Source organism: Meiothermus sp. CFH 77666, assembly GCF_017497985.1.
Lineage (GTDB): Bacteria > Deinococcota > Deinococci > Deinococcales > Thermaceae > Meiothermus.
In genome coordinates, this window is sequence record NZ_JAGDFV010000010.1 from 21,470 (window position 1) to 41,853 (window position 20,384).

General features: G+C 62.5%; 22 protein-coding genes. 5 read left to right on the top strand and 17 right to left on the bottom strand.

Going from position 1 to position 20,384, the window contains the following annotated elements:
* Window positions 1–247: 247 nt before the first annotated feature.
* On the top strand, window positions 248–1,315 hold the full coding sequence (locus tag J3L12_RS07060) for a DNA adenine methylase (RefSeq protein WP_208014344.1): 1,068 nt from the start codon (window positions 248–250) through the stop codon (window positions 1,313–1,315).
* On the opposite strand, the gene J3L12_RS07065 is transcribed toward J3L12_RS07060, so the two are convergent.
* From J3L12_RS07065 to argC, 5 genes are all read right to left on the bottom strand, one after another.
* Window positions 1,312–2,775, bottom strand: a complete 1,464-nt coding sequence (locus tag J3L12_RS07065) for a phosphodiester glycosidase family protein (protein ID WP_243455029.1) — start codon at window positions 2,773–2,775, stop codon at window positions 1,312–1,314. The genes J3L12_RS07060 and J3L12_RS07065 overlap by 4 nt on opposite strands.
* Window positions 2,776–2,843: 68 nt before the next feature.
* Window positions 2,844–3,653: a [LysW]-aminoadipate kinase gene (locus tag J3L12_RS07070; RefSeq protein WP_208014346.1), complete on the bottom strand. Its 810-nt coding sequence runs from the start codon at window positions 3,651–3,653 to the stop codon at window positions 2,844–2,846.
* A 21-nt stretch (window positions 3,654–3,674) separates the two neighbouring features.
* A complete protein-coding gene (locus J3L12_RS07075) occupies window positions 3,675–4,118 on the bottom strand; it encodes a GNAT family N-acetyltransferase (RefSeq protein WP_208014347.1) in 444 nt (147 codons plus the stop codon).
* A gap of 4 nt (window positions 4,119–4,122) precedes the next feature.
* Window positions 4,123–4,647 carry an inosine/xanthosine triphosphatase gene (gene yjjX, locus J3L12_RS07080; protein WP_208014348.1) on the bottom strand — a complete coding sequence of 175 codons (525 nt, stop codon included), beginning with the start codon at window positions 4,645–4,647 and terminating at the stop codon, window positions 4,123–4,125.
* Between the two features lie 14 nt (window positions 4,648–4,661).
* Entirely contained in the window at window positions 4,662–5,702 is a 1,041-nt protein-coding gene (gene argC, locus J3L12_RS07085; RefSeq protein ID WP_208014349.1) for an N-acetyl-gamma-glutamyl-phosphate reductase, read from the bottom strand.
* A gap of 36 nt (window positions 5,703–5,738) precedes the next feature.
* Here argC and J3L12_RS07090 point away from each other — a divergent pair, with 36 nt between their 5' ends.
* Window positions 5,739–6,305 carry a DUF99 family protein gene (locus J3L12_RS07090; protein ID WP_208014350.1) on the top strand — a complete coding sequence of 189 codons (567 nt, stop codon included), beginning with the start codon at window positions 5,739–5,741 and terminating at the stop codon, window positions 6,303–6,305.
* Window positions 6,306–6,318: 13 nt separating this feature from the next.
* On the opposite strand, the gene lysX is transcribed toward J3L12_RS07090, so the two are convergent.
* From lysX to J3L12_RS07120, 6 genes are all read right to left on the bottom strand, one after another.
* Entirely contained in the window at window positions 6,319–7,164 is an 846-nt protein-coding gene (gene lysX, locus J3L12_RS07095; RefSeq protein WP_208014351.1) for a lysine biosynthesis protein LysX, read from the bottom strand.
* A 76-nt stretch (window positions 7,165–7,240) separates the two neighbouring features.
* Complete coding sequence (gene lysW / locus J3L12_RS07100) at window positions 7,241–7,405, bottom strand: lysine biosynthesis protein LysW (RefSeq protein WP_208014352.1); 165 nt, start codon at window positions 7,403–7,405, stop codon at window positions 7,241–7,243.
* A gap of 59 nt (window positions 7,406–7,464) precedes the next feature.
* The gene (locus J3L12_RS07105; RefSeq protein ID WP_208014353.1) at window positions 7,465–7,785 is read right to left on the bottom strand and encodes a paraquat-inducible protein A; all 321 of its coding nucleotides are present in this window, start codon (window positions 7,783–7,785) and stop codon (window positions 7,465–7,467) included.
* A 21-nt stretch (window positions 7,786–7,806) separates the two neighbouring features.
* Entirely contained in the window at window positions 7,807–8,310 is a 504-nt protein-coding gene (locus tag J3L12_RS07110; RefSeq protein WP_208014354.1) for a homoaconitate hydratase, read from the bottom strand.
* The gene (locus tag J3L12_RS07115; protein WP_208014355.1) at window positions 8,310–8,864 is read right to left on the bottom strand and encodes a DinB family protein; all 555 of its coding nucleotides are present in this window, start codon (window positions 8,862–8,864) and stop codon (window positions 8,310–8,312) included. The genes J3L12_RS07110 and J3L12_RS07115 overlap by 1 nt, the downstream gene beginning before the upstream one ends.
* Window positions 8,865–8,878: 14 nt before the next feature.
* Complete coding sequence (locus tag J3L12_RS07120) at window positions 8,879–10,123, bottom strand: 3-isopropylmalate dehydratase large subunit (RefSeq protein WP_208014356.1); 1,245 nt, start codon at window positions 10,121–10,123, stop codon at window positions 8,879–8,881.
* A 22-nt stretch (window positions 10,124–10,145) separates the two neighbouring features.
* Between J3L12_RS07120 and J3L12_RS07125 the strand changes: the two genes are divergently transcribed.
* Together J3L12_RS07125 and J3L12_RS07130 are read left to right on the top strand one after the other, a co-directional pair.
* Window positions 10,146–10,388 carry a type II toxin-antitoxin system HicB family antitoxin gene (locus J3L12_RS07125; protein ID WP_208014357.1) on the top strand — a complete coding sequence of 81 codons (243 nt, stop codon included), beginning with the start codon at window positions 10,146–10,148 and terminating at the stop codon, window positions 10,386–10,388.
* On the top strand, window positions 10,378–10,584 hold the full coding sequence (locus tag J3L12_RS07130) for a type II toxin-antitoxin system HicA family toxin (RefSeq protein ID WP_208014358.1): 207 nt from the start codon (window positions 10,378–10,380) through the stop codon (window positions 10,582–10,584). Before J3L12_RS07125 ends, J3L12_RS07130 begins: the two co-directional genes overlap by 11 nt.
* Before the next feature lie 6 nt (window positions 10,585–10,590).
* Here J3L12_RS07130 and J3L12_RS07135 read toward each other — a convergent pair whose 3' ends face one another.
* Window positions 10,591–11,826: a LeuA family protein gene (locus tag J3L12_RS07135; RefSeq protein WP_208014359.1), complete on the bottom strand. Its 1,236-nt coding sequence runs from the start codon at window positions 11,824–11,826 to the stop codon at window positions 10,591–10,593.
* A gap of 407 nt (window positions 11,827–12,233) precedes the next feature.
* On the opposite strand from J3L12_RS07135, the gene J3L12_RS07140 reads away from it, so the two are divergent.
* A complete protein-coding gene (locus J3L12_RS07140) occupies window positions 12,234–12,890 on the top strand; it encodes a TIGR00730 family Rossman fold protein (RefSeq protein WP_208014360.1) in 657 nt (218 codons plus the stop codon).
* 2 nt (window positions 12,891–12,892) lie between these two features.
* Here J3L12_RS07140 and J3L12_RS07145 read toward each other — a convergent pair whose 3' ends face one another.
* The 5 genes from J3L12_RS07145 to sufD all read right to left on the bottom strand — a co-directional run bounded on the left by J3L12_RS07145 (window position 12,893) and on the right by sufD (window position 20,383).
* Window positions 12,893–15,739: a CHAT domain-containing protein gene (locus J3L12_RS07145; RefSeq protein WP_208014361.1), complete on the bottom strand. Its 2,847-nt coding sequence runs from the start codon at window positions 15,737–15,739 to the stop codon at window positions 12,893–12,895.
* A gap of 66 nt (window positions 15,740–15,805) precedes the next feature.
* Complete coding sequence (locus tag J3L12_RS07150; protein WP_208014362.1) at window positions 15,806–17,821, bottom strand: GGDEF domain-containing protein; 2,016 nt, start codon at window positions 17,819–17,821, stop codon at window positions 15,806–15,808.
* 49 nt (window positions 17,822–17,870) lie between these two features.
* Window positions 17,871–18,239, bottom strand: a complete 369-nt coding sequence (locus J3L12_RS07155) for a hypothetical protein (RefSeq protein ID WP_208014363.1) — start codon at window positions 18,237–18,239, stop codon at window positions 17,871–17,873.
* Window positions 18,240–18,683: 444 nt separating this feature from the next.
* Entirely contained in the window at window positions 18,684–18,986 is a 303-nt protein-coding gene (locus J3L12_RS07160) for a non-heme iron oxygenase ferredoxin subunit (RefSeq protein WP_208014364.1), read from the bottom strand.
* Between the two features lie 62 nt (window positions 18,987–19,048).
* Window positions 19,049–20,383: a Fe-S cluster assembly protein SufD gene (gene sufD / locus J3L12_RS07165; protein WP_208014365.1), complete on the bottom strand. Its 1,335-nt coding sequence runs from the start codon at window positions 20,381–20,383 to the stop codon at window positions 19,049–19,051.
* Window position 20,384: the final 1 nt, after the last annotated feature.

Below are 20,384 nucleotides of genomic sequence, written 5' to 3' on the forward strand. Positions count from 1 at the left end.
CCGGAGGCGTGTTCAGGCTAATGCATAAAGGTGAGAAATGGGCTAAGGCCCGGTTCAAGAAAACTCAAAGACCGGCCTTCATGAAAACAGGTCGCTACCCATCATCGGCGTGTGCCCGAGAAATGGACGGATAATCCTTTTGGTTGACTGAAAATTCGATGTTTGGATCGAAGTTGATTCGTTCAAATTGTCAAATTATACCGTTGGTATTGCACAATTTGCCGCACTTGAGGTTAGAATTGTCGTAGTGGTCAAATATATCGGCTCCAAACGTGCGCTTTTACCCTGGATTACCGGGGTGGTGGAGCAGATTGATGCCATTAGCCCCCTCAAGCACGCTGTGGATCTGTTCTCGGGCAGCGCCCGCGTGGGCCATGCGCTCAAGAAGATGGGGCTTTTCGTCACCGCCAACGACCTCCACACCTATGCCCTGGTGCTGGCCCAGACGCTGGTGCAGGCCAACCGAACCCAGTACCCTCCCGAGCGCATAGAGCCCATCCTGAAGCGGCTGCAGCGGCTCAAGGGCAAGAGCGGCTGGTTTACCCGCACCTACTGCCAGGAGTCGCGCTTTATCCAGCCCCATAACGGCGCCCGCATCGAGGCCATCCGCGAGCGTATTGAACGGGAAGCTGCCGGCGATGAAATCCTGCGGGCCATTTTGCTCTACAGCCTGATGATTGCCGCCGACAAGGTAGACTCCACCACCGGCATCCAGATGGCCTATTTGAAGCGCTGGGCGCCGCGCTCCTTCAACGAGTTGCGGCTCGAGTACCCGCCCCTGCTCCCCGGCGAGGGGCAGGCCCTGCAGGCCGACGCCCTGGAAATTGCCCCCCAACTACAGGCCGACCTCTTCTACCTGGATCCCCCCTACAACCAGCACTCCTACCTGGGCAACTACCACCTGTGGGAAACCCTGGTGCGCTGGGACAACCCCCCGACCTACGGCATCGCCCGCAAGCGTACCGAAGTACAGGAACGCAAAAGCCCCTTCAACTCCAAGCGCGAAGCCGCAGGCGCCATGGCCAAACTGCTCTCTGGCCTGCGGGCCAAACACCTGGTGCTCTCCTTCAACAACGAAGGCTTCTTCCGCACCCAGGCCATTGAGGCCCTGCTAAAGGAGTGGGGCTACGTGGTGCGCCTGAGCCAGCCCCACCGCCGCTACGTGGGGGCCCGCATCGGCATTTATAACCCCCAGGGCCAGAAGGTGGGGCAGGTCTCTCATACCGAAAACGAGGAGTACCTGTTTGTGGCCACCCACAGTAAAAAGGTCTACCACGCTCTGCGCCCCTGGGCTTCGGGCAGGTTGGCGGGCTAGGGTTTGGGATACAGGGCCAGCCCACTCACCACCGGACGAGCCCCCAGCAGGCCTCCGTTGGGGTTCTTGAGCTGTCCCCTGACCCATAGCTGGGCCGAGCCGCCGCCATCCATGCGAATGGCCCCCCAGAAGCCCAGTGCCTGCAAAGTGCGGGCCAGTGCCTCGGGGCGCATGGGCTCGGTCACGATGAAGTAAAGCGCACCCTCCTGCGTCCAGGCCACCGCCGACTGTGCGGCCAGCGCCTCCACCGGGGCGCGGTCGCGGAAGGGTTCGGCGTTGGGGCTAAAGACGTTGGCCCCGCTCTGGATGAGCAGGGGGCCCGCTTCCAGGGCATGGCTCACGGGGGGCTCGAGGCCCACCAACAGCCGCAGGGTTTCGCCGGTGCGGGCCAGGGGCTCTTCGGCGGGAAAGCTGAGCGCCCAGAAGCCCTCGGGCAGTTCGTAGGGTGCGGGATGGGTGGCGATAATCTGCTCGCCCTGCACCAGGTGAACGTGCTCGCCCGCCCGCCCCACCGGCCCCGGCAGGGTGTGCACGGTATAGCGGGCCCGGGCCAGGTTCAGCCCCACCCGCAACGTGCGCCCATCGGCCAACTGCACCGAGGCATTGAAGCGGGGCAGGCCTGCGAACACCGTATCGTCTTGCCAGAACAGGGCGCTGCGCCCAAAGGGAAAACTGAGGGGCACCCCGCCGCGCACCCACAGGCCGATGGGGGTGCCGGTGCGGCCATCAAAATAGCCCCCGTTCAAGAGGGCCAGCGCCCCAGGGGCCATCTCCGGCAGCACCCGGCGCTCGCCGGGGCGGCCTACGGGCTCCATGCGCCAGCGGCCCGGCTGGGCCTCGAGCCAGTACATCCGCACCGGCTCGGGCGTCCAGGCCCACAGCTCGCGGTAGCGGAAGCCTGGCTCTACGGCCTCCTCGCGCTCGGGCTCGAGGTAGTACACGTCCAGCACATAGCGGCGGGGGTTATCGAGCAAAAAGCTGCGGTAGCGGTAAAGGCGGCCCGGCGGGGCCTGGAGCGCCAGCAGGGTGCTCTGCGCCTCGTAGCGGGCTGCCACCGCTACTCCCGCAGGCCGTAGCCCCTCGAGGCCCGGCACAAAGTAGGGCAGGCTCAGCTCCAGCCGCCCCGGATAGGGGGCCAGGTCGGTGGGCGCGGGCTGCACCCCGTCGCCCTCGGGCAGATCCAGCACCAGGCGCAGCCGGCTGGTCTCGGCGGAAAAGCGCACCCGAGCCTCCGGGGCAGTTACCAGGCCCACCGCGCGGAGAACAGCCGCAGGCAAGAGCGTCCCCTGCGGCGGGGGCAGGGTTGCGTCCAGGGGTGGGGCCCAGCCAATTCCTTCCACGTAGGTGAACTCGAGGCCATTCTTGCGGAAGGTAATGGCCCCATTCTCCTGCACCACCTCGAGGCCCAGCCGGTGGGCGGGGAGAGGCTGGGCCTGGGCCGAAGCGAATCCAAGACACATCAATAGGAGCAGCCCACGCAGCATCGCCCTATTGCACGAAATAATGGATGAGTTTTCAAGCCGCCGGGCTAATGCACCACCGTGCCCCGCCCCGCTAAAGCCGCCTGGATGGGCGCCTCGATGCGGGCATCGCCAAAGACCACCCGGCCCACCCCTCCCTGCACCGCTTCCACCGCACCCAGCACCTTTTTCTTCATGCGCCCCTGGGCCACGCTCATGTACTGCGGGTCGTTCACCCGGGCCGCCGGAATTTCGCGGATCAGGCTCGACTCATTCGGGAAGTTGGCCAGCAGGCCCGGAATGTTGGACAAAAGCAGCAAGGCTTCGGCTTTGAAGGCCGTCGCCAGCATGGCCGCCGCGGTGTCGCCGTCGGTGTTGATGGCCTCGCCCTGGTAGGAGACCGCCGGCGGCGTGAGCACCGGCATATACCCGGCCTCCAGGAGCAGGGTCAGCAAAGCGGTGTTCACCTTTTCCACCGAACCCGTGTAGTCGCCCCGGTGAATCTTGATTTTGCCGTTCTCGAGGTACTTGACCGCATCCTTGCGCTTGCCCTCGAAGATGCGCCCATCCAGCCCGCTCAGGCCCACCGCGTTCACGCCCTCCCGCTGCAACAGCTCTACCATGCGCTTGTTCACCAGGCCGCAGTAAACCATCTCGAAGATTTCCAGGGTCTTGCGGTCGGTGAGGCGGCTGGTCATGCCACCCGGGTGGGTGAGGAACTGCGGCGGGTGGCCGAGGGCCTCGGCCAGTTTATTGGTCTCGCTGCTACCGCCGTGGACAAGAATCAGCTTCTGGCCTGCTTTCCAGAGCTGAGCTGCGTCCTTGGCTACGGCCTCGTAGTTGATGCCTTCCGAACCCCCTACTTTTACCACAATCATCGGCCAACCTCTAGCCAGCCATCATACAGATTTTTTGTACACATCGGGAAAATGCCGCTCCATGAAGCGCTCGGGGGCCGCCAGGGGACGGAAGCCAAAGCGGGCATACAGGCTGTGGGTGTCGCGGGTAGCCAGCATCCAGCGTCGCAAGCCCTGGAGTTCGGGGTGGGCCAGGATCACTTCCATCAGCCACTTACCCAGCCCAGCTCCCCGGTGGGCTTCCAGAATGTACACATCGGCCAGATAGGCAAAGGTGGCCCGGTCGGTAACCAGCCGCGCCCAGCCTACCTGTTCCTCGCCCCGGTAGATTCCAAAAGCCAGCGAGTTCTGGAAGGCTCTGGCTACCACTTCCAAGGAAATCCCCGGCGACCAGTACGCCTCGTGGGAAAGATGGTGATGCATTAGGGCCAGATCAAGCCTGGCAAAAGCGGTGCTGATGGTGTACTCGCCTTTTTGCCACTCCACCTTTCTACTCTAGCGGATAGAGTTCCGGGCGCAAGAAAGGGGGCAGGGCCAGCTCTATAGTGTGCCGCCAGAACTCCACCCGCTCGATGCGGGAAAGGGTCAGGATGCCAACTGCCCCGCTGCCCTTTTTGGTATCCTTCTGGCCCATCAGGTCGTCCATCACCAGGCCCAGTTCCTCACCCTTTCGCACCCGTTCCGCCACGATGGGGGGCAAGAGCACCGAGCCGCCTCGCGAGACACCCCTTCGACCATCGGCCCGTAAGATAACCGCCACGTTAAATAGCCACACACCCTCGAGGTTCAGCTCCACACCGGCCTCGAGACCTACCCCCAGTGCTGCCCCAGGAAAGGCCAGGGCCGCTTGTGCTCGGTTTTGTGCGCCCATCAAGGTTTCGTCATAGCCAACAGGCTGGGCCGACACCCCGCTCTCGACCTCAACCCCCCGCACCGCTACCCCCGGAAAGACTTCGGCAAAGACCAGGCGGGCCGGCTCTAGCTTGGCGGGGTTGGTACTTCCAACGATGATCATACCCTCAGCAGGCATTAGGGGTGAAGACCGGGGAACTCGAGGCCCAGGGTCTCCGGCCAGCCCATCCGCACGTTCAGGCTCTGGATGGCGTGCCCCGCCGTGCCCTTGACCAGGTTGTCAATGGCCGAGATAACCACCAGCCGCCCGGTGTCCTCTTCCAGCTCGAAGCCTACATCGCAGTAGTTGGTGCCCTCCACCACGTTGGGGTCGGGGTAGCGGTGGATGCCCTTCTTGAGCTTCACCAGGCGAATGAAGGGCTCCGCACCGTAGACCTTGCGGTAGGCGCTCCACACGTCCTTCTCGGTGAGGCCCGCACGCAAAAAGGTCTGGGCGGTCATCAGGATGCCGCGCACCCGGTCGGTGGCCACGGCGGTGAGGTGGACTTCGGGCTGGCCCGGCAGGTTCTCGCGAATTTCCGCGGTGTGGCGGTGCCCGGTGGGCTTGTAGGCCCGGATGCTGCCCGAGCGCTCGGGGTGGTGCGAGGCCAGGCTGGGTTCGGCCCCCGCCGCACTGGTGGAAATCATCACGGTGGCAAAAATGGGCCCCGCCGCCAGCAGACCCTCCTTAACGAGCGGGTAGAGGCCCAGAATGGTGGCGGTGGCGTTGCAGCCGCAGCAGGCGATATGGTTGGCGGTTTGGAGCGCCTCGCGGTAGAGTTCGGGGTTGCCGTAGACCCACTGGTTCAGCAGGTCGGGGCGGGGGTGGTCTTCGCCGTAGTATTTTTTGTACAGATCCGGGTTTTTCAGGCGGAAGTCCGCTGAGAGGTCGAGGATGATGGGGGCCAGGCCCTGGTACTTCTCGAGCTCCTTGGCGGCCACGCCGTGGGGCATGGAAAGCACCAGGATATCGCAGGGCTCGAGTTGGGCGGGATCCGTAAACTTCAGGTTGGTGCGGCCCCGCAGATTGGGGTGTACCAGGTTCACGGGGTCGCCAAGGTAGCGGCGGCTGGTTACTTGCTTTACCTCGAGGTTAGGGTGCCCCAGGGCCAGCCGCAGAAACTCCCCGCCCGCGTAGCCCGAGCCCCCCACAATCGAAACGGTCTTCTTCTCGCTCATACAATCAACGCACTAGAATACCCGATAAGCACCCCTATGAAAACCGGCGGATTCTCCCACGTGATCGGCTTTGACGACTTTCCCTTCGAGCGGCATCACCGGGGCGACGTGCGGGTGGTGGGGGTGGTGTACAACGGGCTGCGGCTGGAAGGGGTGTTGAGCGGCCAGATTCGGCGCGACGGGCGCAACAGCACCCGCATTCTGACCAGGCTCATCCAGCACTCCAAGTTCTACCCCAGCCTGCAACTGGTGCTGCTGCAAGGCATTGCCCTGGGCGGGTTCAACGTGGTGGACATCCGAGCACTTTCGCAAAACCTGGGCCTGCCGGTGCTGGTGGTCTCGAGGCGCAAACCCAATCTTGCAGCCATTGAAGCCGCCCTCCGCAAGGTGCGCGGTGGCAAGCAGAAATGGGCGCTGATTCAGAAAGCCGGGGCCATCGAGCATGTGGCTGGCGTCTACGTGCAACGTGCCGGGCTGACCCTGGGGCAGGCCGAGCAGGTCATCCTGCGCCTGGCGGTACACTCCCACATTCCCGAGCCCCTGCGGGCGGCTCATCTGATTGCAGGTGGCATCGCCACCGGGCAGAGCCGGGCGCGGCCCTGAGCTACCGGCACTTCTACTGAAGCCGCAGGCTCCAAGCGTATTCCAGAATCTTGCGGGGAATATCCACGCCAGTCGTGCTGACCGAGTTCTTGAACTCCATGGTGTGGTTGACCTCGTTGACCAACAAACCCCTGGGCGACTCGAACAGGTCAATGGCCACCACCCCACCCCCCACGGCTTTGGCCGCACGCACGGCCAGGTCGGCCAGCTCGGGCGTGACGGGGCAGTTCGAGGCCTTGCCGCCACGGGCGGTGTTGGTAATCCAGTGGGCCGAGGTGCGGTAGATGGCCCCGATGCAGGTGTCGCCCACTACAAAGGCCCGGATGTCGCGGCCCCCTTTCTCTACCAGCTCCTGCACGTAGTAGAGCTGGTGCTGGTAGCCCCCCAGCACTTCCTTGTGCTCCAGCACCGTTTCGGCAGCGTCGCGGTCGCGGATGAGCGAGAGCAGGCGGCCCCAGCTGCCCACCACCGGCTTCATCACCACCGGGTAGCCCATCTCTTCGATGAGCTTCAGGGCCTCCTCGGCCTCGGTGGCCAGGGCGGTTTTGGGCTGGGGCACCTCATGGGCCTCGAGGGCGCAACTCGTGGCCCACTTGTCGCCGCAGACCTCGATGACCTCCGGCGCGTTCACCACCGGAATCCCCAGGCTCTTGAGGTAGCGCGAGACCGCCAGCCCCTTGCTCTGCGAGACCAGGCGCTCCACCGCGCAGGTAACGCCCTCGAGCTCCGGGGGCCGCGCCCCCAGCTTCATGGGCAGTTGCTTGGCGTAGATTTTCTTGAAAGGAATGCCCAGCCCCTCGGCGGCCTTGAAGAGCATCTCCTCGTCGGGGCGGATGCGGTCGTAGAGAATCGCTAGCATAGTGGTCTCAGGTCGCAAGACGCTGGTCACAGGTCAACCGCATGGCAGTTTGAAACCTGTGCCCCACAGGGCAGCGCTACTCGCCCCAGTCCTCGGCCTCTTCGGGGGCGGCTTGTAGCTTGAGGGGATCCAGACCCACTACCTCGAGTTCGGCCCCGCAGGTATCGCAGACCACCAGCTCCCCCAGCTCGGGGTTCTCCAGTTCAATCGGGCTTCCACACTCCACACATTCGGCTGTCATGGTTTCTCCTTAGGTTGGTTGATTGCTACGCCTAAAGCACCTGGCTTTCGGCTATCAGCCTAGTATCGTTCGGCGTCTTCTTCGTCCTCGTCCAGCTCCGACCAGTCGGGCGCGAAGCGATGCCCACACTCCGGGCAGACCGCCTCTTCCTCATCTTCCCCCACCTCAAAGGTCAGGCCGCACTCGGGGCAGTCCACAAAAAGCCCCTCTTCGCCGTCTTCGATGACCACCACTTCCAGGGGGTCGGTGGAGAGCACCTGCAAAAAGGCCCCGCAGGACTCGCACTCAAAGTAGTCGTCGGGGGTCAGCTCCTCCAGGTCTTCGGCAGGGAGGTAGTTGGGCTCGCTGCATACCGGGCAGATCACTTCCAGGTCTTCCATAAAACCCTCAACCCCCCCAGTCTACCCTTCGGCGCTTTCGCCGGGAAACCGCCCGTACTTGCGGTAGTACTCCAGAATGCTCCCTTCCTTCAGGGCTTCCAGCAAAAAAGTGGGCGGCGGCCTCAGGCGGAAGGTCTCGGTTCCGCGCCTCAGCAGGCCCTGCTCAAAATCGAGCTCTACCAGGTCGCCATCCTGAAGGGCGTCCACCACCTCCGGGGCCTCGAAGGGCATGATGCCCAGGTTGACCAGGTTGCGGTAAAAGATGCGGGCATAGCTCTTGGCCACAATGGCCTTCAGACCCAGTTTGCGCAAGGCTTCCGGGGCGTACTCGCGGGAAGAGCCCAGGCCGGTATTTTTGCCGCAAACCAGGATGTCGCCGGGTCGGTAGTTCGGTGCAAAATCGGGGCGAAAGTGCGCAAAGGCATAGGTGTGAAACCTGTCCTCCCCCACCATGAAGGGCGCGTACTTTCCGGGGAGGATGTCGTCGGTGTTGATGGAGTCGCCAAACTTCCAGACCCTGGGCATTATTTCCACTTCCTTTCGTTCCAGTAATCGGGGTGGTCTACCGCAAACACATCGGGCGGCAGGTAGCCAAGCTGACGGGCCAGGGCGTATAGCTGTCCCCGGTGGTGTACCTCGTCCTGATAGGCGTGCTGCAAGAGCAGCCAGCCGCGCATCCCTTCGTGCCAGGGGTTATCGGTAGCGAAGTCGGTCAGGCGAGATTCCACCGCTTCCTGGGCCCAGGTTCGCGTTTGCTGCTGAACCCTTTCCAACCAGTGATGGAGTGTTTCGGTCTTGTAAACGGTAAGGTGCTTGTGCAAGTCCCAGTCGGCGTCGGGGCTCTCTTCCAGGGTTCCTTTGGGCTCCCACTGGCCCAGAAAGAGCCCCCGGCAGGCATAGAACTGGTGCGCTCCGATGTGGTGGAACATCTCGCCTACCGTCCTCGAGCCCGGCCACAGGGTGCGCCGCAAATCCGCTTCCGAGAAGCAGCCGAGCAGCTTCAGTGTGACCATCCGCACCCCGTCCCAGTGGTCGAGGAAGCGCCCCAGGGTGGTGTAAGCAGTTGCTACGCCGGTCATCCTGCCCCCCGAGCCTAACCCCCCAGCAGTTCCTCCGGGGTAGTGATGTACCCCGCGATGGCCGTGGCCGCCGCCACCCGGGGCGAAGCCAGATAGATTTCGGCATCCGCCGCACCCATGCGCCCTTTGAAGTTGCGGTTGGAGGTGCTCACGCACACCTCGCCGGGAGCCAGCACCCCCTGGTGCCGCCCCATGCAGGGCCCGCAGCCGGGGGTGCCCAGGGTTGCGCCCGCTTGCAGCAGGGTCAGCAGGGTGCCGTCGGCGGTGGCCGCCTCGAGCACCTCCGACGAGGCCGGGATCACCAGCATCCGCACCCCCGGCGCCACCTTGCGGCCCTTAAGGATGGCGGCGACCTCGTGCAGGTCATCGAGCCGCCCGTTGGTGCAGGTGCCCACAAACACCTGGTCTACCTTCTTGCCCTTTACTTGCGTCACCTCTTCCACGTTGTCCACGTAGAAGGGCACCGAGACCCGGGGGGTGAGGCTCGCGAGGTCAATTTCGACTTCCTTAGCGTAGACCGCTCCCTTATCGGGGTAGAGCCAGTCGGGCACCTCGTAGAGTTCTAAAATCTCGCCACTGGGCACCACCAGCCCGCACTTGGCCCCGGCCTCCACGGTCAGGTTGGCCAGGGTCAGGCGCTGGCTGCGGGTTAGGGATTCGGCCCCGTCCACCAGGTGCATCTCGATGCTCATGTAGGTAGCCCCGTCGGCGGTGAGGACGCGGATCATCTCGAGGGCCGCGTCCTTGGCCGTGGTGCCGGGGGCCAGCGAACCCCGGAAGGTCACCTTGACCGTCTCGGGCACCCGCAGCCAGGTGCGCCCCGAAGCCGCCGCCAGGGCGATGTCGGTGGCCCCCATCCCGCTCCCAAAGCAGGCAATCCCGCCGTAGGTGGTGGAGTGCGAGTCCGAGCCCAGCACAATGCCCCCCGGCAGGGCCAGCCGCTCTTCAATCAAAACCTGGTGGCAGATACCCCGCCCCACATCAAACACCCGGCAGCCGTGGCGGTTGCCCCATTCGCGGATTTCCTTCTGGGCCCTGGCCACCTCCACATTGGCCGCCGGGGCCACGTGGTCTATTACAATCGAGACCTTCTCGGGGAAGCGCGGGGTGGCCTGGAGCTGCTCCAGCCGCTTGAAGAAGCTCCCGGCGATGGAGTCCACCACCATCACCTGGTCCACCTCCACCACCACCAGTTCGCCCGCCCGTACCTCGCGGCCCGTCCGTTTGGAAAGGATTTTTTCAGCTAAAGTCAGGCCCATCGCAACCCTCTATAATGATTGTATGAAACTGCGCTACCGCGTCGAAGTCTTCGAAGACCCCGAAGAACCTGGGGTCTGGCTGGCCCGGGTGCCATCGGTCGCGGGTGTCTTTTCGGACGGAGATAGCCGCGAAGAAGCGCTGGCGAATGTGCAGGAGGCTCTGGAAGGGATGCTCGAGGCCATGCGCCAGTGGGGCGAGCCCATTCCACCCAGCGACTTTGAGGACTTTGTAGAGCTCGAGATTCCCGAACCCCATGCCGCCTAAACCCGATGAGGTGGTTCGTAAACTCAAACGCCTGGGGTTCGAAGAGGCTGAAGCCAAGGGCAGCCACCGGTTTTTTCGACATCCAGACGGCAGAAGAACGGTGGTCGCCTTTCACCGAAAAGAGCTCAAAAAAGGCACCTGGAAAGCCATTCTGAAGCAAATCGGCTTGACTGAGGAAGAGTTCAACCAGCTTTAGCATAGCTTAGTCCAGGTTCTCCAACCGGGCGGTGGGCACTTCCTCGGGCAGGGTATGGCGGGAAAGGCCGTGGGCCTCGGCAACCTCGAGCAACAGTTCTTCGGGCTTCTTGCTGCGGCCAATCTCGGCAGTGCGGGCTTTGAACTCCTGGGCAATCAGCCTGGCCTGTTCCTTGCTGATTACAAAGTTCTCCACTTCCTTCAAGTAGTAGTAGATCAGATGCCAGCCTGAAAGCGGGCCCAAGAGAAGCTGGTTTTTGTCCACCCCAAAGTCGTGCAGGTTGTGGGCCTCGTAGACCTTTTTCTCGTTCAGCACAGCCTTCTGGTGTACTCCAGCGGTATGGGTGCGGTTGGTCAGGGAAACGGGCTCGGTGTAGGGCACCAGGGTGCCCAGGATGGAGGCCATCAGCACGTTCAGGGGGTAGCACTGGCTCAGGTTGTACTGCGCGGCAATTTCGGGGTAGCGCTTGGACAGGTTGAACAGCACCCCCGTGACCGAAGGAATCCCGGAGCGCTCGGCTAAACCCCAGATGGAGGCATCCACGTAGCGCACCCCAGCCCGCACGGCGGCATTCACATTCGCTAAGGCCAGGCCCCGGTCGTTGTGGAAGTGGCACTCCAGCCGGGCGTTGGGATAGCGCTGGCGCAACTGAGCCACCACCGCCGTCACATCCTCGGGCTCGGCGATGCCCACCGTGTCGGGCATGCCCAGGGTGTTCACGTAGGGGTACACCGCATCGTAAAGGTAAAAAACGTCCTCGAGCGGGGTGCGAAAAGCATCCTCGGCGCTAAAGCGAATGTACAGGTCGGGGTGGGCCTTTCGGGTGGCCCGGATCACCTCCCGGGCCAGTGCCACCGATTCTTCCAGGCTTTTCTGCGCGTTGTGCTGCTGGGCCAGGGGCGAAACACCCAGGTACAGGTTCAGCCCGTTGCAACCGGCCTCCAGCGCTTTTTCGATGTCCAGCGGATTGGTGCGGCAGTGACCCAGGAAGTATAGCGGCTTTTGGGTGAGGGTTTGGGCGTAGGCGATGAGCTCGCGCACGTCCTCCGCCTCGGCCTCCCCCACCACCGGCGAGAAGAACTCGAAGTGCGTCACGCCCAGCTCAATCAGGCCGGCCAGCAGTTGCTTTTTCTCCTCGAGGGTAAAGCGGTACTTCTCGGTGTCGAACAAAAGGGGTGACTGCTGACCATCGCGGAAGGTGGTGTCCACGATTTCGATACGGGAGTGGGTAGGCTCTGGCATAACGTCCTTCACAAAAAAAATCGCCCGCAAGCGGGTGCGGGCCGGGGTACGCAGCTGCGCGGACTAGTTCAGACTAGCCCCCCGGCGCTGGATTTTTTTGCACTTAAGATCATCCTGGCAGAAGTGTACGGGTGGTATACCGTGCTTGTCAAGGTTGGCCTGGTTTGCTGGTTTGCCGTCCAGTAGCAGGTATCCCTGTCCCGATTAAGTCGGGGTGGCTACTACGCGAGCCTCCCCCGCCTGTTGCAGGGTACAGGTACAGCCACCCACAGGATTCCGGGCAAACCTCCAGTACCTTGTCTGCCCGGTTGAACCCCCCGCATTCGGGAATGCCTCTTTGGGCGCACAAATCGAAAAGCGGCGTCTGGTCGCCGACCCGTGGGTAGGAACCGCGATAGAGTAAGGGCATGACCCAACCCGAAATTGACCTGTTGCAGCATCAGGATTCCTGGCGGTTATGGCGCATCATGGCCGAAATTGTGGAAGGTTTTGAAGTGTTGGGGGAGCTGGGGGTACCGCTCGTAACGGTGTTTGGTTCGGCTCGCCTCGGTTCGGAAAGCCCCTACTACGCCCAGGCGCTGTTGCTTGGGCAACGGCTGGCCGAGGCAGGTTTTGGCGTGGTGACGGGCGGTGGGCCGGGGCTGATGGAGGCCGCCAACCGGGGGGCTTACAATGCGGGGGGCATCTCGGTGGGGCTCAACATCCAGTTACCCCACGAACAAAGGGCCAATCCCTTCCAGACCCATAGCTTGAGCTTTCGCTATTTTTTTGCCCGCAAACTGATGTTGGTGCGCTACGCCCAGGCTTTTGTGGTGATGCCGGGAGGCTTCGGCAGCCTGGATGAGCTGACCGAGGTACTGGTGCTGGTGCAGACCGGAAAGGTACATCCGTTCCCCATTTTTGCACTGGATAAGGCCTACTGGAGGGGATTGCTGGACTGGATGAAAGGCACCATGATTCCCGCCGGGGTTGTGGATGCCAGGGATCTGGAGCTCATCACCCTGGTAGACACGCCTGAGGAAGTGCTCGAAGTGCTGACCGGCACCAACAGGAATGACCCATAACGTTATATGTGCACGGTGCGGTGCGAATCGCCCGTAGCCGTAAACGCCGACCAGAAGTAGGGGTTGGGATGCTCCCGGCGCAAGGCCAGTTGGGCCTCGCGCATGGCCGTAGCCACCGACATCCCCGCCCGCAGGTTGGTGTAGAAGGTGGTCATGAACTTGGCGGTAGCGTCGTCGCGTACCGGCCACAAGCTGGCAATCAGACAGGGCGCACCTGCATAAAGGAAGCCCCTTGCCAGGCCCATCAGTTCGTCGCCGCTGGTTTGCTTGGCCAGACCCGTCTCGCAGGCCGAGAGCACCACCAACTCGGCCCCCAGGCGCAGGTTATAGAGGTCGCGGGCCGCCAGCCAGCCGTCTGCCATGCGCAGCCCGGAAAACATGGGGTTGTCAGGGCGGAAAGCCCCGTGGGTGGCAATGTGCAAGACCTCGGCCTGGGGCGCAGCCGCAAAGAAGTTTTGCAGCGTGGCCTGCTCTCCCACAAACTTGTGGGGGGCCCGGGCAATCTGGCTAATCTGCTCTACTTCCAGGGTGGCCTGGGGAATGTTCTCGAGGGGCACCCCAAAGGCTACCAGGGAGCCGGGGTCGTGTCGAACACGTTTACGGCACAGGGCATACACCGCCGCACTGGGCGAAAGGGAAAGCTCTGCACGGTCGAGCAGATATTGTTCGCCATCATACAAGGCTGCAAAGGGCACCGCGTGGAGCACCCCGTGCGGGACGATAATGAGGGGCTGGCCGGAGAGTTTGAGCGAGAGGGGCTCGATGAGCAACCGGTAGAGGGCCTGGAGCTGATCGTCTACCGAACGCTTGAGGGCTTCCTCACCATAAATCTTCAGCATTATGCCGCCTTGGGCGACCCGGCTGAGAAAGAACTCGAGCTGTTCGACGTGCTGCTGGACTTGCTCGAGGGAGCCCAGCTCGCGTACCGCCTCGACGCGTTCCCCCTCCACCACAAAGGCCATCAAGCCCTTGCGGGTGTGGAAGTACTCGAGCAGGATGGTGCCTGGCTCGAGGGTTTGCTGCAGCTCGTGCAGGCGGAGCTCCTGCACCTGTTCGGTCATGACGGTTTCGGGCTGGAGGCGCTCGAGCTCGCGGATAAGCTGGGTGACCCGCTCCTCCAGAGCCACCATTTTTTCCCAGTTGCTGCCACGGGTTCCCGCTGCTGATTCGGCTTCTACCGCCAGAAAGTGCTGGTTGAGCTCCTGGCGCGCCTCAGCAAGTTCCTGCCGCAAGCGCTCGACCTCGGGGTCGGCTGACCTGCGGGGGCTTTCGCCGCCACGGGCCAGCAGATCTACCAGGGCCCGCGACTTGGCGCGTTCGGCATATTCAAAGGCTTCACGGGGGCGCTGGGTATCCAGCAACAAGTCTACCAGGTCGCCGTAGACCTCGAGCTTATCGCCCAGGTACGCCGACTTGAACTCGTCCACGCTGAGGCTGGCCCGCACCGCCTCGAGGCGCTCAATGGCGCGTTTGAAGTGCAGTTCGGCGGCCTGGGTGCGATTCTCCAGCAGGGCCACCTGACCCCGCAGGCGTTCAATGCGGATGGTGAGATCGGGAATGCCCAGCCCTACGGCCAGGGAGGCGGCTTCTTCCAGGTAGCGCTTGGCTTCCGGGCGGTTGCCCAGATCCAACAAGGCTTCGGCCATCACGCTCAGACCCAGGGCCTTGGCCGAGGGCACCTCGCTCAGGGCCTCAATGGCCCGACCCGCTACCAGCACGGCCTGCTCGAGGGCGGCTATCTGGCCCTGGCGCCCCGACTCCAAAAATAAGGAAGCCACCGAGACCTCCACCAGCGCCGCCTGGATGGCGTTTTGCAGAGACAACCAGCCCTCCCGTGCGCGTTCCAGGGTCTGGCGGGCCTCCTCGAGTTTGCCCTGCTTGGCCAGGGCGCTGCCCAGGGTGGTCAGGGCCTCGGCCTGCTCCATCTGCATACCCCGCGCCGCAAAAACCTCCACCAGTTCCTGGGAGAGCTTGTGGGCTTCCGACAGCAGGTTGAGATCGAGGTGGATGCGGGCCTCCTCGAGCTGGGCAAAGGCCGCGTTGGGGTTGCCATCGAGCTTGCCATACATGGCCCGCACCCGGCTCAACAGGTCGAGGGCCTGGTTCAGCCGGCCTTCCTTGCGATACAGCAGGGCCAGGTTCACGCTGTTGCCGATAAAGTCTTCGGTCAGGTTGTGGGCGCGAAAAATGTCCAGGGCGGTCTGGTAGTGCGTTACTGCCTCGCGGTAGCGATCCTGGGCCTCGTAAATCAGGGCCAGGTTGCCGTGGGCCTTGCCCTGGCCTACCACATCCCCTACCCTCGAGAGTTGCTCGAGGGCATACTTGACGGCGCCCTCGGCCTCGAGCATCCGGCCTGCCCGGTAGTGAATAATGCCGATGTTGACGCTCACCAGGGCGGCATCACGAAACAACCCCAGTTCCATGAAGACCTCGCGGGCTTCTTCCGCCAGGGCCAGAGCCCCCTTCATATCTCCCATCATGGCCAGGGCCTGGATCTGCCGCATACCCGCACGGGTCGCGTCTTCCTGGTATCCCAGGTTTTGCAGCCCCTTGCGGGCCTCTTCAAAGACGGGTATGGCTTCGGCAAAATTGCCGCGTACCGTCAGACCTACGGCATAGGCCCACAGGGCCAGCGGGCGGGCCTTGGCGTCCTGAACATGGGCTGCAGCCTCTACAGCCCGTTCCCCTGCCAGCAGGGCCCTGGCCGTATCCACGTCTTTTTGATGGTCTACTTCTGCCTTGAGAATCTCGATTAATTCAATCGTTGGCACGATTTGCTGTAAACGCGCCAGCCTCTTGGCCGGATCAGGCTCGTCCATCAAATACTGGGCCAGGTCGGTAATATTCATAGCCGCAACGACTCAATCCTATCGGAAATTGGTAAATAAACACAGTTTTGGGTTTTAAGCGCAGGTTCAAGCGGCTGAATCCTCGCTCAGGCTACCCCGAAGAGAGTGCAAGGCTTCTACCACGGTTGGGTCGAATCGTTGATGGGCTTGTCTGGCAATGGCTTCCAATGCTTCCTCAATGCTGAATGCGGGCCGTCCTTCCACAGGCTGTATGGCGGCTATAAACTGCCGGGCCACCTGCAGCACCCGGGCAGCCCGGGGAATGGGCTCACCCATCAAGTCCAGCGGTTGATCCCTCCCGTCCCAGTGGCTTTGAAAAAACATCAGCACCCGTGCGGCTTCGCGCAGCAATACGTCGGGTAACTGCACATCCGGGGAGCTTTCTATTTCGCCCAGGGCCAGTTGCAGCAGATAACAACTCGCTTGCAAAACCTGTTGTTCGCCCGGCTCCAGTTTCAACACCTGGGCCAGCCGGTTGGCAAGGCGGAACAGAGGCGTGTTGAGTTGAATGGGCTGCTCGAGCCCCTGGGTAAACAGTGGGGTACGGCCCTTGCGCAGGGCTTTGTCCCTGTACATCTGGTCATCGGCAATGCGCCACAGGCTCTGGATATCCGCTACATCGGTAGGATAAACCGCATAGCCCAGACTGACCTTCAGGAAAGTACTATCGGAGACGCGGATTTCCTCCAACAGCGCACGGTAGCGCTCTGCCGTGCGGAGCGGATTGAGGGTACTGGAACCCTCGATGATCAGGGCAAATTCATCACCCCCCAGGCGGTAGGCCCGATCCCCGGCCCTGGCCCTGGAGCGTAGCACCCCGCCCAGCCGCACCAGTACGTGATCGGCATGTACGTGACCGTAGGTATCGTTGATGGCCTTGAATCCATCCAGGTCGAGCAGCACCAGCACCACCACACGGCCATTGGCCCGCTGGGTGAGCTTTTCCAGGTCGCGCTCAAAGGCCCGGCGGTTGCCCAGCCCGGTCAGGGGGTCGGTGTAGGCGGCCCAGGCCAGCTCCCGCCGCAAAGTCCACTCCACCCGCACCACCCCAATGGCTGCCGCCATATCGCTCAGGAGTTCCTGGGTCTGGGCATCGGGAAGCCAGTGTTGCTGGGTACTGAAGAGCAGCAAGGCACTGGCTTCGCTGCTCTGCCGCAGAATGGGCAGGATAAACAAACTACGGAGCCCGGCCTCCACCAGCTCGAGGCGATGAGCGGGATACAGGTCGTAGCGGGGAATACCCACCTGCTGTCCGCTGCGCAAGCGCTCACCCAACTGGCGGGTAATGGCTGCTTCCACGGGCAGCCCCGAACCCCAGCCGGCCTGGGCAATGGTGCGAATAGCGTGCCCTTCGAAGGTAATCAGGCGAGCCCCTTCGGCCCCCGAGAGGCGGGTGGCTTCCTCGAGGGCATCCTGTAACCCCAGCTCGAGCGGCTGCTCGTGCGAGACCCGTAGCAAGGCGTTAATCGCCGATAACCACAGCGACTGTCGCTCCGCCGCTTCGCGCAAATACACCTCGCGCAGGATGGGCGCCACCCCTGCCATGTACTGGCTTACCCAGTCTGCTTCCGCCTGGCCCAGGAATCGGGCCGGCGCATGCAGGTGCAGTACGGCCCACACCTGCCGATTAGCCAGGAGCGGCAGGGTGAGGTTATGAGCAGGCTCCTGGGTTGAGGCTTCCAGCTTGCCGGAGAGTGTGTTAAGCACCCGGCGCAGGAAATGCTCCTCGCCATCGAGGTGCGCCCTCCCGGCCAGCCAGCCTTCCGGCGAACCCAGATAGGCCATCCTGAGCGAGGACTCCAGTACCGCTTCGACCCCCTCGAGGGCGGCTTGAGGCACCCCCCGAAAAGCCTGCAAGCTAAAGCGGTTTTGTCCATCCCGCACCCACAAAAAAGCCTGTTCAACCCCTGGCAGTTCGCGCAGCAGTTCCTCCAATCCCAGCTCGAATGCCTGGGTAGCACCCCCCGCCAGCAAGCGGTCAATCAGTTGGGTAGAGACTGCTTGCAGTACCGACCGGCTCGGTTTGGATTCCGAGGGTACTCGAGCTAAACGTAGGCGACGGGGAAGGCGATCTTGAGACATGTCAGGACTCTCTACAATACGTCTTGCTATCTGCCAACAAAATCCGGCATCAGTACACGTCCACCGAGCGCACCACAAACTGCTGCTCACCCAGGTTCATCTCGAGGTGATATACCCCCGTGGTAGGCACCGGCAGGCGAAACATGCCCGAGGCACCAAGCTCCACTTCCTGCAATAAACCCCCATCAGAGGCCATTAAGCGGGCCAGGCCGCTACTCAGCGTAGGAGTTACCAGCTTGCCAATCAAGATCGGTTCGGTTCCCTCGAGCTTGAGGCTCAGGTCAAGGTAGTGGTTGTCCACCCTGTACAGCCTGCTCCACGATCCGCCCAGGCCATGGTTGCGCACAGCGCTCAGAGCATTGCGCGAATCCATGACCAGGATGGCTTCGCGGCGGGTAGGTGTTTTATCGGTAATCACGGTATTTTCTCCTTGTATGACTGCGCCAAGTACCTAGACTCCACGATAGGAAAACTTTCTAGCCCTGGGGGTGTAAATGACCGTTACGTGGGGCAAAATTGCTTAATCCAACCCCCCTATTCGTTACGTTTTTTATGCAGTGACAGGCCACCGACAAGCCAACTATTCCGTGCCTGTCACATCTTTATATTTAACGCCTTTTACAGTGCGCATTTTTTGAAACTGAATTCCGGGCCTGGCAGTCATGTGTTGCTGGCTAACCTCGAGCCACCCCTGCTCCTGGACTGCCAACAGACTAGCGACCAACCCCCCAGGTCAGGTGCAAATTTGGCCGTTACGTCCTTCACACCTCTACAGAATTAACGAATTTTCTCTTTGCTTCTGGACAAAAAGGTGGTTAATTCAAGAGCGGCCCCTCGAGGGGCCGCTCTTCCAAGCATTAGCTTATACCTCCAACCAAACCTGCCCCTCTTCGAGCTTGACCCTGTAGGCCTTCACCGGGCGTGGGGCAGGCAGGGTGGCCTTGCCGGTGCGCAGGTTAAACCGGGCCCCGTGGCGGGTGCACTGGATGGTATCGCCCTCTACCGGGCCATCGGAGAGGGGGTTTTTGTCGTGGGTGCAGATGTCCGCAATGGCAAAAACTTCCTCGCCGGTATGGAGCAACAGCACCGGGGTTTTTTCGCCCTCAACCCTGACCACCAGACGGCCATTCTGGAACTGCTCGAGCTTTGCGACTGGAATCCACATAAGCAAGCCGAAGGCCGAAGGCCAAAAGTATTGGGCTTATGCTTTCGGCCTTCAGCGCTGAGCTATACCCTTACTTTTTCCTCAATAATGCGCTCGATATGCTGGCGCAGCGGCTCGATGGGGATGCGGGTCAGCACGTCAGTCATATGGCCCTTTACCAGAATTTGCTGGGCCATGTGGCGCGGCAATCCGCGGCTCATCAGGTAGAACAGCTCCTCCGGGGCTACCGGCGCGGTGGAAGAGCCGTGGGAGCACTTAACGTCGTTGGCCCCGATCTCGAGCTGCGGCACGCTGTCGCTACGGGCATCTTCGGACAGGAGCAGGTTGCGGTTGGTCTGGTAGGCATCGGTTTTCTGGGCGCCCCGCTCGACCTTGATGAGCCCCGCGTACACCGTGCGGCTCTGATCCTTGGCCGCGCCCTTGTAAAGCACGTCGGAGTAGGCATGGTCGGCCACGTGGTGTTGCAGGGTATAGTGGTCTACATGCTCGTGCCCGGTGGTGAAGTACAGGCCTAGCATCTCGGAGGAAGAGCCCGGCCCCAGCATCTCCGACTGCACCTCGGCCCGGCTGATGGTCGCCCCCATGTTCACCACCAGGTCGTTGAGGGCAGCATCACGCTGGAGGTGCGCCCGCTGGCGGTGGAAGTGGTAGAAACCCTGGCCCAGCAGCTGGATGTGCGCGTGGCGCACCTTGGCTCCGTTGCCCACGATGATTTCGGTGGAGGAGGTGTTCACCGAGGCGGCCACCTTAGAGGGCGAAATGTACTCCTCGATGTAGACCGCCTGGCTGTTCACGTCACCCACAATCAGGGTACGCGAGCCCGAGAGCTTGCCGCCTTCCAGGTACTTAAACACCCCGATAGGCTTGCTGAACTCTACGTTTTTGGGGATGTAAAGGAACACCCCGTGGGTGAAGAGGGCCGCGTTCAGGGCGGGAATCTTGGAGTTCTCGGGGCGGTTTTGCTGGGTGCCCACCAGGTCAGACCAGTTGACCGCTTTGAAGAGGTTCTCCTCGACCAGCCTGGGGTGCTGGGCAAGGGCCTCGTGCAGGCTACAGAAGATGACGCCCTGCTGACGGTACTCCTCGGGCAGCAGGGCGTGTACCAGATCCGCCCCCACGAACACGGCGTAGCCCGATAGCTGGGCCTGGGCCAGACGCTCCTGTACCGCCTGGGGAATGGCCGAGGGCTTTCCGGTGGGGAGCTCGAGGGAGAGTTCCTCGAAGGGCACCTCGGTGATGTCGGTGTACTTCCACTCCTCGGTGCGGGTGGTGGGGTAGGGCAGCCTGGCAAAGGTCTCCCAGGCCAATAGGCGCTTGGCCCGGAGCCAGTCGGGCTCGTTCAGCAAGCTGGAAACCTGCAATACCAGGTCGCGGGAGAGGGTTGAGGTCAGCTCCATG

Bases quoted from the DNA above. Each gene is read 5' to 3' on its own strand.
- J3L12_RS07160 (WP_208014364.1), bottom strand. From the start codon at position 18,986: ATGTGGATTCCAGTCGCAAAGCTCGAGCAGTTCCAGAATGGCCGTCTG.
- sufD (WP_208014365.1), bottom strand. From the start codon at position 20,383: ATGGAGCTGACCTCAACCCTCTCCCGCGACCTGGTATTGCAGGTTTCC.
- yjjX (WP_208014348.1), bottom strand. From the start codon at position 4,647: ATGATCATCGTTGGAAGTACCAACCCCGCCAAGCTAGAGCCGGCCCGC.
- J3L12_RS07150 (WP_208014362.1), bottom strand. From the start codon at position 17,821: ATGTCTCAAGATCGCCTTCCCCGTCGCCTACGTTTAGCTCGAGTACCC.
- J3L12_RS07125 (WP_208014357.1), top strand. From the start codon at position 10,146: ATGAAACTGCGCTACCGCGTCGAAGTCTTCGAAGACCCCGAAGAACCT.
- J3L12_RS07115 (WP_208014355.1), bottom strand. From the start codon at position 8,864: ATGACCGGCGTAGCAACTGCTTACACCACCCTGGGGCGCTTCCTCGAC.
- J3L12_RS07130 (WP_208014358.1), top strand. From the start codon at position 10,378: ATGCCGCCTAAACCCGATGAGGTGGTTCGTAAACTCAAACGCCTGGGG.
- J3L12_RS07120 (WP_208014356.1), bottom strand. From the start codon at position 10,123: ATGGGCCTGACTTTAGCTGAAAAAATCCTTTCCAAACGGACGGGCCGC.
- lysW (WP_208014352.1), bottom strand. From the start codon at position 7,405: ATGACAGCCGAATGTGTGGAGTGTGGAAGCCCGATTGAACTGGAGAAC.
- lysX (WP_208014351.1), bottom strand. From the start codon at position 7,164: ATGCTAGCGATTCTCTACGACCGCATCCGCCCCGACGAGGAGATGCTC.
- J3L12_RS07140 (WP_208014360.1), top strand. From the start codon at position 12,234: ATGACCCAACCCGAAATTGACCTGTTGCAGCATCAGGATTCCTGGCGG.
- J3L12_RS07090 (WP_208014350.1), top strand. From the start codon at position 5,739: ATGAAAACCGGCGGATTCTCCCACGTGATCGGCTTTGACGACTTTCCC.
- J3L12_RS07105 (WP_208014353.1), bottom strand. From the start codon at position 7,785: ATGGAAGACCTGGAAGTGATCTGCCCGGTATGCAGCGAGCCCAACTAC.
- J3L12_RS07135 (WP_208014359.1), bottom strand. From the start codon at position 11,826: ATGCCAGAGCCTACCCACTCCCGTATCGAAATCGTGGACACCACCTTC.
- J3L12_RS07110 (WP_208014354.1), bottom strand. From the start codon at position 8,310: ATGCCCAGGGTCTGGAAGTTTGGCGACTCCATCAACACCGACGACATC.
- argC (WP_208014349.1), bottom strand. From the start codon at position 5,702: ATGAGCGAGAAGAAGACCGTTTCGATTGTGGGGGGCTCGGGCTACGCG.
- J3L12_RS07070 (WP_208014346.1), bottom strand. From the start codon at position 3,653: ATGATTGTGGTAAAAGTAGGGGGTTCGGAAGGCATCAACTACGAGGCC.
- J3L12_RS07145 (WP_208014361.1), bottom strand. From the start codon at position 15,739: ATGAATATTACCGACCTGGCCCAGTATTTGATGGACGAGCCTGATCCG.
- J3L12_RS07065 (WP_243455029.1), bottom strand. From the start codon at position 2,775: ATGTGTCTTGGATTCGCTTCGGCCCAGGCCCAGCCTCTCCCCGCCCAC.